Annotated in this window: 17 protein-coding genes; 10 read left to right on the top strand and 7 right to left on the bottom strand. The window is 38.8% G+C overall.

The genetic code is table 11. The features are described 5' to 3' along the window. The first annotated feature begins 371 nt into the window (after positions 1-371). From AMD01_RS03655 to AMD01_RS03670, 4 genes are all read left to right on the top strand, one after another. The gene (locus tag AMD01_RS03655; protein WP_053400015.1) at positions 372-1010 is read left to right on the top strand and encodes a VC0807 family protein; all 639 of its coding nucleotides are present in this window, start codon (positions 372-374) and stop codon (positions 1008-1010) included. A gap of 629 nt (positions 1011-1639) precedes the next feature. Further along, entirely contained in the window at positions 1640-2131 is a 492-nt protein-coding gene (locus AMD01_RS03660) for a hypothetical protein (protein WP_053400016.1), read from the top strand. Between the two features lie 162 nt (positions 2132-2293). Continuing rightward, positions 2294-2959 carry a response regulator transcription factor gene (locus tag AMD01_RS03665; protein ID WP_053400017.1) on the top strand — a complete coding sequence of 222 codons (666 nt, stop codon included), beginning with the start codon at positions 2294-2296 and terminating at the stop codon, positions 2957-2959. Continuing rightward, positions 2956-4314 (top strand): sensor histidine kinase, encoded by a 1359-nt coding sequence (locus AMD01_RS03670; RefSeq protein ID WP_053400018.1) that lies wholly within the window; start codon positions 2956-2958, stop codon positions 4312-4314. The genes AMD01_RS03665 and AMD01_RS03670 overlap by 4 nt, the downstream gene beginning before the upstream one ends. Before the next feature lie 24 nt (positions 4315-4338). On the opposite strand, the gene AMD01_RS03675 is transcribed toward AMD01_RS03670, so the two are convergent. Then, the gene (locus AMD01_RS03675; RefSeq protein ID WP_169775928.1) at positions 4339-4824 is read right to left on the bottom strand and encodes a hypothetical protein; all 486 of its coding nucleotides are present in this window, start codon (positions 4822-4824) and stop codon (positions 4339-4341) included. A 269-nt stretch (positions 4825-5093) separates the two neighbouring features. Further along, the gene (locus AMD01_RS03680; RefSeq protein ID WP_053400020.1) at positions 5094-5810 is read right to left on the bottom strand and encodes a carboxypeptidase-like regulatory domain-containing protein; all 717 of its coding nucleotides are present in this window, start codon (positions 5808-5810) and stop codon (positions 5094-5096) included. A gap of 208 nt (positions 5811-6018) precedes the next feature. Here AMD01_RS03680 and AMD01_RS24875 point away from each other — a divergent pair, with 208 nt between their 5' ends. Then, entirely contained in the window at positions 6019-6147 is a 129-nt protein-coding gene (locus AMD01_RS24875; RefSeq protein ID WP_277933956.1) for a hypothetical protein, read from the top strand. Positions 6148-6187: 40 nt separating this feature from the next. Here AMD01_RS24875 and AMD01_RS03685 read toward each other — a convergent pair whose 3' ends face one another. Both AMD01_RS03685 and AMD01_RS03690 read right to left on the bottom strand, forming a co-directional pair. Further along, a complete protein-coding gene (locus tag AMD01_RS03685) occupies positions 6188-6742 on the bottom strand; it encodes a 5' nucleotidase, NT5C type (protein ID WP_053400021.1) in 555 nt (184 codons plus the stop codon). A 66-nt stretch (positions 6743-6808) separates the two neighbouring features. After that, positions 6809-7753: a hypothetical protein gene (locus tag AMD01_RS03690; protein ID WP_157052593.1), complete on the bottom strand. Its 945-nt coding sequence runs from the start codon at positions 7751-7753 to the stop codon at positions 6809-6811. Positions 7754-8224: 471 nt separating this feature from the next. On the opposite strand from AMD01_RS03690, the gene pfkA reads away from it, so the two are divergent. The 5 genes from pfkA (at position 8225) to AMD01_RS03715 (ending at position 12347) form a co-directional block, all read left to right on the top strand. Beyond that, entirely contained in the window at positions 8225-9181 is a 957-nt protein-coding gene (pfkA, locus tag AMD01_RS03695) for a 6-phosphofructokinase (RefSeq protein ID WP_053400023.1), read from the top strand. 141 nt (positions 9182-9322) lie between these two features. Beyond that, entirely contained in the window at positions 9323-10066 is a 744-nt protein-coding gene (locus AMD01_RS03700; protein ID WP_053400024.1) for an NAD-dependent protein deacylase, read from the top strand. 78 nt (positions 10067-10144) lie between these two features. Then, positions 10145-10387, top strand: coding sequence for a hypothetical protein (locus AMD01_RS03705; RefSeq protein WP_053400025.1), 243 nt, complete (start codon positions 10145-10147; stop codon positions 10385-10387). A 76-nt stretch (positions 10388-10463) separates the two neighbouring features. Continuing rightward, positions 10464-10874, top strand: coding sequence for a MerR family transcriptional regulator (locus AMD01_RS03710; RefSeq protein ID WP_083446405.1), 411 nt, complete (start codon positions 10464-10466; stop codon positions 10872-10874). Positions 10875-10973: 99 nt separating this feature from the next. Then, positions 10974-12347, top strand: coding sequence for a hemolysin family protein (locus tag AMD01_RS03715; RefSeq protein ID WP_053400026.1), 1374 nt, complete (start codon positions 10974-10976; stop codon positions 12345-12347). A 39-nt stretch (positions 12348-12386) separates the two neighbouring features. On the opposite strand, the gene AMD01_RS03720 is transcribed toward AMD01_RS03715, so the two are convergent. The 3 genes from AMD01_RS03720 to AMD01_RS03730 form a co-directional block, all read right to left on the bottom strand. After that, positions 12387-13466 carry a mechanosensitive ion channel family protein gene (locus tag AMD01_RS03720; RefSeq protein ID WP_053400117.1) on the bottom strand — a complete coding sequence of 360 codons (1080 nt, stop codon included), beginning with the start codon at positions 13464-13466 and terminating at the stop codon, positions 12387-12389. A gap of 773 nt (positions 13467-14239) precedes the next feature. Beyond that, positions 14240-14644, bottom strand: a complete 405-nt coding sequence (locus tag AMD01_RS03725) for a carboxymuconolactone decarboxylase family protein (protein WP_053400027.1) — start codon at positions 14642-14644, stop codon at positions 14240-14242. A 77-nt stretch (positions 14645-14721) separates the two neighbouring features. Next, entirely contained in the window at positions 14722-15630 is a 909-nt protein-coding gene (locus tag AMD01_RS03730; RefSeq protein WP_053400028.1) for a LysR family transcriptional regulator, read from the bottom strand. Between the last annotated feature and the right edge of the window lie 48 nt (positions 15631-15678).

The raw sequence follows: 15678 nt of genomic DNA on the forward strand, positions 1-15678 counted from the left end.
CTCCTTAAGCAAGAGGTTCATGCTGTTATTCGTCGTTAGTATGTAAAACCTCTATCAATCCATTTCAACTAGAGTTTATCACAAATTTGTCACAAATTATCTCTTTATGCTCATAAATAGTATATGTAATTTTGTTAAAAAATTCCCTTTGTATAAGGGTTTTCTGATAACTTAAAAAAGAAAACCCTTACATTTTTAGACGGAATGAAACCACAAATTGGCGGGATGGAAGATGAAATGACGAAAGTAGATGACGTCACTTTGGAAAAAATGATATGATAGGACACATAGCTGAAGGAGAGAAAAGAAAATTCAGTTATTTAACGGTTTGCCAAATCATTAGATTGTTTTCAATAGGAGCGAGAGATTGAATGAAAAATAAAGTGATATTTGATTTGCTATTTTACATTGCGTTGCCTTATCTAATTTGGAATCAAGGCCGACACTTTTTAGGTGACTATTATGCCATCCTACTATCGACTGCTCCAGCCTTTATCTACACGATCTACACATTCGTGAAGGAAAAGCAGTTTAACGTAACGGGGCTATTTTTAGTCATTACTCTTTTAATTCGTACGATCGTTGACATTATCTCAGGAAAAGCCGATACGATGCTCGTAAACCAAGCCTACTTTATGTTTGGACTAGGAGTCGTATTGTTTATTACCATGCTAATCAAAAAGCCGCTTGGCCTATACTTTTTCGTGGATACTGCTTATCTCATGGGGTACAAAAGAGAAGAAAGCCTACCACTATTTAAAGAAAAACCGTTGTTCTCAATGTTTCAATGGCTCACACTCCTTTTTGCACTGCGTTATATTCTGCTAGGCATTGTTAAACTATACCTGCTGCAAAAATTTGGAGTGGAAGGCTACGGAAATATGATTGTCATTCGACAAGTCATCACGTGGGTATTCAGCATCTTTATTGCCATCTACACATTCTTTATTATTAAAAAAGTGCAAGAAAAAATGGGCTCAACAGACGACATGGACATCAAATCATCTTAATAACACTAAAAAAGCACGGCACCACGTTCATGGCGTCGTGCTTTTTTAAACCCATTACTCCCTTCACAAGTAGAAAAGAAAATGCTTCGTGAATTATTTTTTAAAAGGAATTTCAAACTAAAACTCGAACTAACTAAATAAACACCGTTAACTAATAAAAACCCATTATTCATACTACGTAAAGGTTTACCTATCCAACCAAAGTCAACCCACCAGGGAGGTTGACCAAGAATATCGTTCTCAAAGCCCGCACCAGTAAGGTTTCATGAAAAACGGCTACACTCGAAAGGGACCAAGCCATTACCCAATTGAGCAGTCTCTACCAAAAGGATGTCCCACAAAAAAAGAATGCTTCACAAAACAAAAAGCCCCCCTCCCAAATAAGGCCCACCCAGACCTCCCCGAACCAACCCAACAAGACCTACATATGCGGATGGCGTCAGCCCGTAAGGGAAGGCGACAGACGCTTATGCTTCCCACATCCCCTCTAACAGACCTTCCGTTAGGGGGGATGTGGGAAGTGAATCCAAAATAATCACATAATTTCACACAATGTTTTGATGATTCGACCTCAAATAGAGGTTAAGATTAGAAAAAATAAGGGAACAGAAACTTAGGAGTGATGATAGATGAGTATGAAAGCAAAATGGATTGCTGGAGGTATCGCCTTCACATTAGCTTTTCCACATATCACAATTATGGCAGCTTCTCAACAAAAACAAATAGACCAAGATCAGGCACCTTTATCAAACGGCGGTTCATCAGAAGACGATGATCCTCGTTATGGAACTGACTTAAAATCATTAGAAGATAAATTCAAAAAGCTTCAGCAAACAGATAGCGGTCAAAAACCTGAGTGGAAGGACGACCTTGAAAAGCTAACAGGGGATACAAAGACAACTCAACAAATCGATGCATCACGTGAAGAGCTTACGGAAATCAATGGAAAACGAACAGGAGCGATGAACGTGGAGAGAATTCAGCGAGTTACATGGAAAAAAGAACGCCGTGAACAGCTAAAACAATTAGACACAGCGATTGAAAAACGAGATTCTGGTGCAATTACTCATATCCTTGATGAAATGCTCGGAGACTTTTATAATCAAGAGAAGCGGTCTTAAATGACAAACCGCTCGTATGTCCAAATGCAACGAAAAGCATTTGGACAAAGTTCTCATAAAATGAATAAAACGGTTAAAGATAAGAACGTACATACAATGATAGAACATGGATAGTAGAGGGGGCGGTTACGTAACGTCCCCTCTATACGTGGGGGATTTAAAATGACATACACGGTGTATTTAGTGGAAGATGAACAAAATTTAAATCAGGTCTTAAAAACCTATCTAGAAAACGAAGGATGGAACGTGTCTGCCTTTTTAGATGGTTTAAGTGCCAAGGCTCAAATAGGTAATCGTCCACATCTTTGGATTTTAGATATTATGCTTCCCGATATTGATGGCTATGAGCTTATTAAAGAAATTAAACAGGCAGATGAAAATATTCCGGTTATTTTTATTTCGGCGCGCGACGAAGACTTGGATCGCATCATTGGCTTAGAGATGGGGAGCGATGACTACTTAGCCAAGCCGTTTTTACCGAAAGAGCTTGTGGTACGAGCTAAAAAACTCCTAGAGCGAGTGTACGGGAAGTCAGGTGGAATGACGATTCAATTTGGAACGTACTTGATTAACGAACAAAGAAGAACCATTCAGGCAGGAAATGAAGAGGTCGTGCTTTCTTCAAAAGAGTTTGATTTGCTTTGCTTATTTGCTAAAAATACGGGAAGAGCCTATTCGAGAGAGCAGATTTTACAGCAAATATGGGGAGATGATTACTTTGGGTCCGATCGTGTCGTTGACGATACGATTCGTCGGATTCGAAAAAAGCTTCCAGATTTACTCGTAGAAACGATTTATGGATTCGGATATAGGTCTGTTGAGCAATGAAAAACAGGCCATTATTTGCTCAAATCTTACTTGTTTTTTCGTTGCTTATTGTTATTATCGGCATTACACTGATTTTTCTAATCAAGGGAACGCTTCATACGTTTTTCAAAAACGAAATTTATTCAAATATTGAAGCGTCTCAGCAATTGTTTACGTACGGTGATCGATCACTGCAGTCAACGCGCAGTCAAAAGCAAATTCAAAATTTGCGCTCCGTTCAGCATCTTTTTATTAATGAAAAAGGACAGCTTTATCAAAAAAGCGAGCTTCCCAACTGGGCAGTGAAGCGTTTCTATAAAGAGGCTCTTCTTCAAGAGGTGAATGAAAAACGTTACACCCTCACCGTAAAAGGGGACGTGATGTTTTACATTATTCGTAAGGTGAAGATTGGCGAAGAAAACTATTATCATGTGTCATATATGTGGGATTCGTACCGCCAAGAACTCGTTAAAACGTTATTGAGTCGTCTAATGGTACTCATTATTCTTGTATTGCTTTGCGGAATTGGGATTGTACTGCTATTTTCAAAATGGCTTGCAAAGCCCATTGTTGAAATGAAAAAACATGTACAGCGCATTGCTAAGCGACAGTGGGACGAACCGATTATGATGGACCGAAAAGATGAGATTGGCGTCCTTGCAGCATCCATTGATTCAATGCGAATACAGCTAAAGGCACAGGATGAGGCGCAGCAATCTATGCTACAGCATATTTCTCATGATCTTAAAACGCCCATCATGGTCATTCAAAGTTACACTGAAGCTCTGAGGGACGGCATCTACCCAAATGGTACATTTGAGACGTCACTAGATACCATTCAAAAAGAAGCGGATCGTCTACAACTAAAAATAAAAGATCTTCTCTACTTAACGAAGCTTGATTATATGGCACAGCAAAATCTTCGTGCTGATTCTGTCGATTTTAGACAGTTGATTGAAGAAGTGAAAATGAGACTTCACACGCGCAAGTCGGAAGTTAATGTGACAATTAACGTAGAGGAAGTTCCTTTTTATAGTGACGAGGAGCAGTGGAAAGTCGTATTTGAGAATTTGTTTGATAATGCCCTAAAATATGCAAAAGAGCAAATTGATATTTCCATTAAATCCGTAGACGGAGACATTCTTATTTGTTTTGCAAACGATGGTCCACCAATTGAAGAAGCGCTGCTTGCTCATTTATTTGAGCCGTTCCAAAAAGGAAAAAAAGGTCAATACGGTCTAGGACTAGCAATCGTAAAGCGGATTGCCTCATTATATCGTGCGAATGTCTATGCACGAAATACAGCAGATGGCGTGGCTTTTTATATTCGGATTCCGGGGAAGTACACGGGAAATCAGGCGTTGAAAAAGGGATGAACCAATGGTTCATCCCTTTTTTTGTTAATGAGCAAAGCGCTGCATACGTTTTATTTGATTGAGCTGTCTTAAATATGTTTTTGACGAAAGCATTTCTTCCATGCGAATAAAAAAGTGCTCAGCATGTTGTAGGAGAACAGAGAAAAACTCTTTTTTGGAAAATGTCCATTTCCGCTGATTTAAGCAAAATTCAATCTGCTGACTAGAAAGCTGCTGAATGGTCATAGATGATTGATCAGGAACGAACCCTTCGACGATTTTTTTCTCATCTAGTATTTCAAGAGCGTTCAAAAAGAAGGACCACAGCTGTTCGAGCCCATCACATTGTTCAAAACCAATTAATACTTCATCACCATATCGAAGCACAATCGCTCCTTTCAAGTCGGTCAATACTAATGAATCCAACATAAAGTGAACACGTTTGTCGTCTAGATGAATAAAATAGCGGTATGGATTTTGACTAACGGCAGAAACATCATCAATGGTCGCATCCGGTCTGCATAAATACATATCTACCGTCAGCATATTTCGTTCCCACTTTTCTCATCACTAAATTTCCAGTTTCTCATTCAAATGCCTCCTCGCTCCGTATTGCTTCTAGTATATAAAGGAGCACATCGTGCGAATAGGCGCAATGGTACTAGTTATGATTACAGATATTTTACAAATTATTCTGAAAAATAAAAACTAGTTATTCGCAATAAATCGAATTTTTCGACAAAAAATGTGTGATTTTGATGAAGTTGGTGTAACAGTAGATAGGTCTATCGAAGTAGCTTTTACTCTTCTTTTGCTGTCACAGAAATATGTTCGTGTAAATCAATGGAAACGGTGAGTTCTTGAAAACGTGATATACCGTATTCGTCAGGCTCGCATTGAATAGATGCCTCACAGTTGGCCGCATGAAGCTGAAAGTCTAATAAGGTCCCCTCTGGTGCATAAAGCATAAACGTTTCAATTTTTTGAAAAGAAATGGGTGGCGTTGTAAACGAGCCACGTTCAGACTGAACTTTGATTACAACATATCCTTTGATTAAAACGGGGATTTTATGGATTAAAGAGGGGATATCCGTATATAGTCGACTATAAATAGGAATTCGTGGACCTATTTCTAGAAAAGTAATACCGCTCGCGGTTCTTAAGTCTACTAGTTCTCCTTGCTTATTAGTTAAATAACATTCTACATCGTAAATATGACCGAGATGGTAAGGGTCAATAAAAAGCGGATGAAGACCTAGTTCAACATTGCCTAATCGATCACTGCGAGAAATTTCAACAGTAATGGTTTCGTAATCTGAGGCTGTAACGGTTATAGTAGGTGTGACGTCAGATAGAGGAGATTCGATAATAAAATAGCCTTGTTCATTTGTATAGGCGATAAAAGAAGTAAGTACACGATCGGATACGAATAATTCTACTTTTGCATTAGAGATAGGTTGATTTGTAAAAATGTCTTTAACCAGTCCATGTAAGTCTATGGATTTCTCATTTGTCATCACTATCTCACCTCGTATTTCTGCTTTAGTTTATGTTGTATGTGATAAGAGGGTGTATGAAACAGCTATAGATAGAGAAACGGCCTATTATGGACAAGTTTTTTGGGCGTTTGTGGATATTTTCCCTTTCATTTGTCCTTGAACAAACCTGTACGCGTGCTAAACTAAATACATTCTTTTTCTATTCATTTACGAGGGAGATGGGAAGATGATGACACTCAGCAGACTGCTCGTTGTAGCACTATTTTCAAGCGCTGCGCTTTCAGTGGTATGTTATCAATCCGTTGAGATTATACACGCTATTATGGATATGTTTTTTACTCACAAAGATTTATAAAGGACTTTTATGGCCTCATAACAAAAGGGAGCGAATGGTATCATTCGTTCCCTTTTTGCGTGTTCACATAGTCATCTACCCATTTTTCAAATTGAAGCCAGTCGCTCACATGCGGAACATCCACATCCTGGTTATATGGATAGCTCATAGCCACTGCTTGACGGCCTGTTGCATGAAAAGCTTCTAAGTTATGAGGCGCATCATCAAATAAGACATCACCGTACACTTTATCTTTTCGATGAGTAAAAATGATATTCTTTGCACCGATAAACGGCAAATGCTCATTTACCCACTGCTCCTTTTCGGTAAACGCGAACGTGCGACTACTCGTTACGATCAGAATCTCCATTTTCTTATTCAGGCGTTCAAGCACCTCAATTGCATGGGGAAGTGGTTCTAAATGACGAAAAAGGCCAGGTTCGTCTAGATAATCATAAATTTTTATCCCGCATTCTTGCTTTACATACTTTTCCGATTGCCAGCAGGCGAGTCGCTCAACTGATAAATCGTCATCAAAGTCTTCGTTGTATCTTTTATGCCATGGAGTCATCAAATCACAAATGACAGAATCCATATCAATGAGTAATGTTGTCATGCTTTTGCACCTCTCATCCTTTTTCTATCGTTATATATACCACGATAGGAGACGTGTAAGCAAAGATTAGTTACGGTGAATGCGATTCTTTAAGGTACTTAAAAATAGCTGCGGGTCATCTACTCTTAAAAATACGGTGGAAACCTCTTTTTTCATTCCGTATAGATAATGTGCACGTACTGGCTCTTTTAGCCCAATTTCCATGTGAGGCGGTTCGTCAATAAAATCAGCAATACGTCCGTCAAATGCTGTCTTGAGGCGCTGCTTATCAGGAAGCTCCTTATTTGCATACAGCGCTATGCCTTCAATAAGATCATAAGGAATCGTCATATGTGAAGTAAGACCGTACGTCAAAATGAGCTCATCTTTGTTTAACAAAATCGGATTATGGCGAATCGCCTGAATATGACCAATGAAAAAGAAAACGGTATACACATTAAGCGCCAATAAAATATAAGAAAGCGTCGAACTAAATTGGTGAAGAAAGTAGTGAATGCCAATCGTCTCAATTAATACTGCGTGAATGAGCATAATGTAAATAGCAATGCCACTCGTTTTTTGGTGATACGTATAAGCATCGTCCCTTTTTATGGGGCGTTTTTTCCATGAGAGGAAGGCATGATAAAACATGTTGATTTCGGTTGTGAATACGTCAATTAATTTATTAGGAGGCAGGGAGTCTTTTAGAGCCTTTTTTAGCGCATATGAGAATAATGGTACTCGAGCATAGTACACACGATAGGCGCTTACAATTGTTGGAATTGTACGGAGTATTTTATAAGCGATATAAAATTCAACGACGATAAACAACACTTCGGCTCCTATCACAATGTAGCCTAATGAGGTGATGGTATGTACATAATCGTTCGGAATAATAACAAAACGAGCAACAAAATAACCAGCTGCCATAACCGGAAAAATATATGTTAAGGAATAGCGTTTATGGATAAAATAAAAATAGGTGAGAAGTGGGATGACAAGCATAAAGTCAAACAATGATCCCCAAATCATTTCAGGTGGATGAGATGAAACAATATCTAGGCGATAGATCAGCCAATTTGATGAAACGATAAGAAGAAGTAGGAAAAAAAAGCTTATTCTTTTATGGAGTGCCAGTTTAAAAACCTCCCTTTTTATTCCATCTTAACATATGAGCATACGTATGAACGGCTGTTCACGAAATTGCCAAACAATAATGTAGAAGAAAAAAATTCCCTTCCTTGTGCGATTTTTATGAAAAAAAATTCATTTTTCTGTGGAGTGAGTATAGAGTTATCGAACATTTCATGATAAAATATGTCTTTGTGAGCAGACCATAATTACAGGTAATTGTTTCTTTTAATGAATAATAGAATGATAGCGAAATGTACACTTGAAAAAATTGTTTGTTAAAGAATGCACAAAAGCAATTGAAGTTCGTTATGAACTAAAATTATAATGTAAAATATATTTGTTATAATCGTATAATGAGGTGACTTATTAATGAAGCGTATTGCAGTTTTAACAAGTGGTGGAGATGCACCAGGAATGAACGCAGCTGTTCGTGCAGTTGTTCGTAAAGGAATTCATAGTGGTCTTGAAGTGTTTGGTGTATACCAAGGCTACCAAGGACTAATTGCAGGAAACATTAAAAAATTAGATGTTGGTTCTGTGGGAGATATCGTTCAACGTGGCGGAACAATGCTATATTCTGCACGTTGTCCTGAATTCAAAACAGAAGAAGGACGTCAAAAAGGGATTGAAAACCTTAAAAAGCACGGTATTGAAGGATTAGTAGTTGTTGGTGGAGACGGTTCTTACATGGGTGCCGTAAAATTAACAGAAGCTGGGTTCCCTTGTATCGGTATTCCAGGGACAATTGATAATGATATCCCAGGAACTGACTTCACATTAGGATTTGATACAGCGTTAAATACCGTTATCGATGCAATCGATAAAATCCGTGATACGGCTACTTCTCATGAGCGTACGTTCATTATTGAAGTAATGGGTCGCGATGCGGGTGATATTGCGCTATGGTCAGGTCTTGCTGGTGGAGCGGAAACAATCCTAATTCCAGAATCAAAAGAAGACTTCCAAGACGTATTAGATCGCTTAAAGAGCGGTTTAGCACGTGGTAAAAAACACAGTATCCTTGTAGTAGCAGAAGGAGTAGCGACAGGTGACGAAGTGGCTCATGCTTTGCAGGAAGAAGGAATTGATAACCGCGTAACAGTGCTTGGTCACATCCAACGTGGTGGTTCACCAACAGCGATGGATCGCGTCCTAGGAAGCCGTTTCGGTGGTCATGCTGTGGATCTTCTACTAGCTGGTCACGGTGGTCGTGCAGTCGGAATTCGCAAAAACGAAATCGTTGACTACGATATCATGGAAATTTTAAAAGAAAAGCATGAAATTGATATGAACATGTATCAACTATCAAAAGAGCTTTCTATTTAATATTGTAAGGAAAAAGGGCCTGACAGTAATGCTGTTAGGCTTTTTTCTTTAAATGAGTAAATGTTCGTATTTTTGTGAAAAAGGATCACGTGTTATACTAGTAAAAATCGTATTTGAAGTTTTGTGAAGGAGATACGTACATTGGAAGAACAAGTGAAAACGCTTCAGTCATGGATTGACCGGGCACAGTCTATTTGCTTTTTTACGGGCGCCGGAGTAAGCACGGAGTCAGGTATTCCTGATTTTCGCTCTCAAAATGGTTTATATAAGAAAAATCTAAGCTTTGTTGATGTGGTTTCTAGACCTTATTTTGAACGTGATCCGAACCAGTTTTGGCCATTGTTCAAAGAGATCTTTCGAATTAAGCTTTTACATGAGTACAAGCCTAACAAAGGACACGAGTTTATCGCAGAGCTTGAAAGTCGTGGTAAACAGGTGAGGGTCATTACGCAAAATATTGATGGTCTTCATCAAGAGGCAGGGAACAAGTACGTGTATGAAATTCATGGCACGATAAAGTATGCCCACTGCCCAAAATGTAAAACAAGATATGACGCAGCGCACATGAACGCCAATGCTGTCCCGAAATGTCAAATAATTTCGAAAAATAAACAGCCATGTGATACGATTCTAAAACCGAATGTCGTATTGTTTGGGGATTCTATTCATCAATTTGAAGAAGCTATTCAGTCAGCGTTAAGCAGTGATTTGTTTATCGTATTAGGTTCGTCACTGGAGGTAACCCCAATCAATCAGATTCCTCTTTTGGTGCAAAGAAAGGGAACCATTCCAATGGTGATCATTAATTTAAGCGCTACTTATTATGACGATATGTTTGATCTGGTTATTCGCGAACCGATCGGAGCAACACTTTCTTCCCTATAAGTAAACTTTTCAGAACAATCACGTATAACGTGATTGTTTGCTACATACCCTGTAAAAAACAAGAAAGGAAGTTGTGTCGTGTATGTTTTGACTCGACTTGTTCTTTTTTTCATTGGGATTTTGTTAAAAGTTATCGGTGCGATCTTGTTCATTCTTGAACTTAGTTTGCTTCATGCGAATGAACATTATCGTATGCTGTTAACGACACCGCTGGTTTTGTTTTTATCGGGATTTTTATTAACAATGGCAAGCTTCTACATGCCTTTTGCTCTAAGCTTGCGGAAGAGGAAAAATACCCCTAATTATCTTAAAAATAAGTGAAACGTTTGACTGTACAGTTTAATAGTTTATAATAAAACTATTAAAGGTTGATTGAATGGGGTGATACGATGGGGCAGTGTATAAAATTGGCGAACTAGCAGTTGCTGCGAACGTCTCAAAGCGAACGATTGATTACTATACGAATTTAGGCTTGTTGCATGCTCAGCGCTCTGCTTCCAATTATCGCTATTATTCGGAAGAGTCGTTAGAAGATTTAAAGTTTATTGAAAATTGTAAGCAGCTTCATATCCCATTAGACGAAATTAAGCAAAAGCTTTTGTTACGGAAAACGACACACATCGAAAAGGATGAGCTTCAAAAGCAAACAGAGCAGATTGCCAAGCGTGTGGAACAGTTGAATAAAGAGCTTTGTGGTATCCTGCCTATTTTCAATCAGCTAGATGAAGCGGAGAAACGTACCATTTCAACCCATTTATCAGATGAAGGAAAACGACTTATACAGTCTCTTCAGGGGCTGATTGTGTAATGCAAATAGACAGTGTCCACAGCAGTTTATTTATATAAATAATTTTTCTATACTTAGGAGGTGACTCCTTACTCGCATTTTGCGAGATAAGGAACGTTTTTGGACATATTTAACTTGGTTTTAGTAGCCATCTTGATTGCTTTAACAGCCTTTTTCGTTGCAACTGAGTTTGCAATTGTAAAAGTGCGCAGTTCTCGTATTGATCAGTTGATAGCAGAAGGTAGCAGGAATGCACGCGCAGCAAAGCGCATCATTTCTAATCTTGATGAATACTTATCCGCATGTCAGTTAGGAATTACGATTACAGCACTCGCATTAGGTTGGATAGCAGAACCGGCAGTGAAGAGGTTACTTGATCCATTATTTGACAGCCTGCCGCTAAGTGAATCAGTATCGGATGTAATCGCATTTATTATTGCGTTTAGTATCGTGACATTTATTCACGTTGTGGTAGGGGAGTTGGCACCGAAAACTTTTGCCATTCAAAAGGCTGAAGCACTTACTTTATTAACAGCTAGACCGATTATTTTGTTTTATAAAGTAATGTATCCATTTATTTGGATTCTAAATGGATCAGCGCGTGTCATCACAGGCATGTTCGGGTTAAAACCAGTAGCAGAACATGAATTAGCTCACTCTGAAGAAGAGCTTCGCATTATTCTTTCAGAAAGCTATAAAAGCGGTGAAATTAATCAATCTGAGTTTAAATATGTGAACAAGATTTTCGAATTTGATGATCGTGTTGCAAAAGAAATTATGGTACCAAGGACGGAAATTGTGTCCTTCGACCAGGAAGATGCACTTGATTACATTTTGGAAGTCGTAAAAGAAGAAAAGTTTACCCGTTATCCAGTTGTAGACGGTGACAAGGACCACATCATAGGTGTGGTAAACATGAAAGAAATTTTTACAGACTATGTGTTTGATAAAGAAAAAACAAACATTAATCTTCGTGAATACGTTCGTCCTGTGATTCAAGTAATTGAGTCCATTCCGATTCATGATTTGCTGCTGAAAATGCAGAAGGAGCGCATTCATATGGCGATCCTAATTGATGAGTATGGTGGAACAGCAGGGCTTGTAACGGTAGAGGACATTCTAGAAGAAATCGTTGGTGAAATTCGTGATGAGTTTGATGCGGATGAGCGCCCATCAATTCAGAAGGTAACAGACGATCATTATATTATCGACGGAAAAGTACTTGTTGGAGAAGTAAATGATCTACTTGGGACAGAAATTGATGACAAAGACGTCGATACAATTGGTGGATGGGTCTTAACCGAGAAATACGATATTGAGCAAGGGCAGATTATTCCGTTTGGTTACTATGAGTTCATGGTAAGAGAGATGGAAGGACACCACATTCAATATCTTGAAGTAACGCGTAGTGAGCCACTACTAAATGAAGATGAAGAGATGAAAGAAGCAGAAGATGTTTATTTAGCTCCTCCACAAAAGGAAGCATTAATGTAAGCAAAAAGCATTCGGGTTTATCGCCCGAATGCTTTTTTGTTAGTTTTTAGCTTTCTCTAAAATATTCTCTTCACGAATGGCTTCGTGTGATTCATCCTGTTGGATTACGAGAGAACGAGTTGGAAAGGCAAGACTGACGCCTTCTTCCTCAAGTACTTCTAAAATTTTAAAGTTGACCTGCTCCTTTACTTTTAAATATTCAGCAAAGGCAGTCGTGTTTGTGAAGAAATATAGATACACATCGAAACTAGATTCGTTAAAGCGATCAAAGTTCACTAAAATCGTTTCGTTATGTATGTCTCGGTCATCGATTAGCATTTGCTTAATACGATAGACGACGCTCTCAAGGTGAGCTCGTTTCGTTGAGTAGGATACACCGATATGAAACGCTACCTGACGTTTCCCCATCTTAGACCAGTTAATAACCGGTTCGTTGGAAAGCGTAGCGTTTGGAACCGTTACAACAGCTTGGGCGAACGTGCGAATTTTCGTACTTCTAAACGTAATGTCCTCAACCGTACCCTCGACGCTAGGCGTTTTGATCCAATCACCTATTGTGAAAGGCTTCTCGGTAATGATCACGATTCCCCCAAACAAGTTGCTAATCGTATCTTTCGCTGCTAGTGCAAATGCAAGACCTCCAAGGCCGAGCCCTGCCACAAACCCGTTTACATTAAAGCCCCATTCTTCAGCAATAACAGATACTGCTAATACAACGATTATAATTCGAACGGCTTTTTCAATGAAAGGAATAACAATGCGATCAACCTGAAAGTCAAAGTTTTTCGAAAACGTGGCAAAAAACAATGATGTTGATCCTGCTAAGCTATATCCTCCCCACGCCGCTAGCGCGATAAAAAGCGAACGAATGATGCGGTGTTCTGTTTCCACTGTCAGCAAATCAAACGGCAGATAAGGGAATGCAAGCTGCAATCCAATAATGACAAATATCCAGCGCATTGGCTTTTCAAATGATTCTAAAATAGTCGTAATCAGATGATTTTTGTTTTTTACAAAACGAATAATAAACTTGAATAAATAAGTCGTAAACAATTTACGAAGTATGAGAAACACGACAAAAATTCCAATGGCTATTCCAAAATTCAGCCATTCATCCATTGATAAATACTTATCCAAGCAAAGTCCCTCCTAATTATCATACAGCCTATATTAAAATAGCATAAACACTGCGTTTCTTCTAGAAAAAAGTGAGCCGATAGAATAAGAAGTTACTAATGTGTGTACCCTCTCTAAAAGATAATTATCGTAAAATAAGAAATTTATGACAAAAATCTATTAATATTCGCTTTTTGTAGAGAACAGCTAACATACTAATTCGGTTACGGGAGCGCTTTTTTGTCGCCCCTACTTTTACAGGGATTAAGCCCATGTAATGAATGACAACGAGTAATAGTGCTTCACAAGTGCACAGGGCAACTGCTCTGAACTGGTGAAAGTTTGATAAACGAGTGGAAATGGTCGATAGATTAGGAAAAGTGATTGATAGACGAGTGAAAATGATCGATAGGGTCAAACAAGTGAAGAGGCAGAGTGAATGAGCTTATAAAAAGTCGATAACTGGAGTAAAGTGACCGATAAAAAGGCGAAAACGAGCGATAGACCAGTAAAAATGACCGATAGACGAGTGAAAACGATCGATAGGGTCAAACAAGTGAAGAGGCAGAGTGAATGAGCTTATAAAAAGCCGATAACTGGAGTAAAGTGACCGATAGAAAGGCGAAAACGATCGATAGACCAGTAAAAGTGAACGATAGAAAGGTGAAAGTGACCGATAAACTAGTAAAAACGACCGATACCCGAGCAAAGTGAACAAAAAAAGAAGAGGACAGCGCCTCTTCTTTGTGGATAGGTGTATAGAGTTAGACCAGAAATTAGGCTTGTACAGCTACGTGGCGCTGTTCAAACACTTTTTTCGCCACGCGTAGTGCGTTTAGGATACGTGGGAACCCTGTGTATGGGATTAGCTGTGTGAACGTTTCAACAATTTCTTTTGGTGTTAAGCCAGCTGTTAATGCTGTATTGATGTGTAGCTCAAGCTGTGGCTCCGTTCCTTGTGTTGCAAGTGATGAGATAACGGCTAGAGCACGCTGCTTGTTGTCGAGACCTTCACGTGTATAAATTTCACCGTATGCAAATTCAATAATGAATTTTGCCACGTCCGGTGCTAGATCTTTTAAGTCATCCACAATTTTTAAATGAGTGGATACGTCTTTGTTGTCCTCAGTTGTAAATTCCATTAATTTGTCTAAGCCTTCTTGATAACGATTATCTTCCATGATGTATGCCTCCTGTATGTGTTTTACACATTTCATGCTACTCCTCATTTTGTCATGTGTAAAATACATAAAAATTATCAATTCGATTCCAAATGGTTATAGCGAATTGGGTTAACTTCTTCAAGATAGCGAATCATTTCACGTGTGGCATAGGAAAGGTAGTGTTCTTTTTTATAAATAATGCCGCCTTTCCATGGAATAACAGGGTTATGCAAAGACACAACGGACACTTTGCTCGAAGGGAACCTTGTACAAATCGATTTAGGTAAAATAGAGATGCCGATTTTAGCTCCTACCATTTCACCAATAAAATCCCACTGCGAGCTCTCGAAAGCAATGTGCGGATCAAATCCTTGTTCGCGACATGCCTCGATAGTTATATCATGAACGGAAAAATGTTTATTAAACGTAATAAATGCTTCCTCTTTCAAATCCTTTAACGAAACGGCTTCTTCATCAGCTAGGTGATGGGACTGAGACACAAGAAGCGCCATTTCTTCTTCAATAAAAGGAATCATATGGAGGGAAGGCTCATGGACCGGTAATACGGCTACCCCTAAATCTAACTGGCCGTCTAGTACTTGTTTTTCCACGATATGTGTACCTTGCTCGTACAAATCAATTGTAATGTCTGGATAGCGTTCCCGAAAACCAGCGATAATTTCAGCGAAAAAGACGGTTCCAACGACTGGAGGAATTCCAATGCGTATTTTTCCTTTTTTCATATGCACAATATTATAAAGAGACGAAGAAATTTCTGCTCGAAGACCAATCATCTTTTCCGCTTTTTGTAACAAAATTTCTCCCGCATCTGTCAGCGCCATTTCCTTTGCGTTTCGGTCAAGTAAGATGACGTCGAGTTCCTCTTCAAGGTTTTTGATCATTTTACTAAGGCCAGGTTGTGAGACGTGCATGGCTTGTGCAGCCTTGGTAAAGCTTTTATGATGTGCAACAGCCATGAAATATTCTAGATGTTTAATGTCCAATGTAAGTACCCCCATAACGAATGGTTATAGAACCAATAAATATTATCT

This window comes from Priestia koreensis (assembly GCF_001274935.1).
Classification (GTDB): domain Bacteria; phylum Bacillota; class Bacilli; order Bacillales; family Bacillaceae_H; genus Bacillus_AG; species Bacillus_AG koreensis.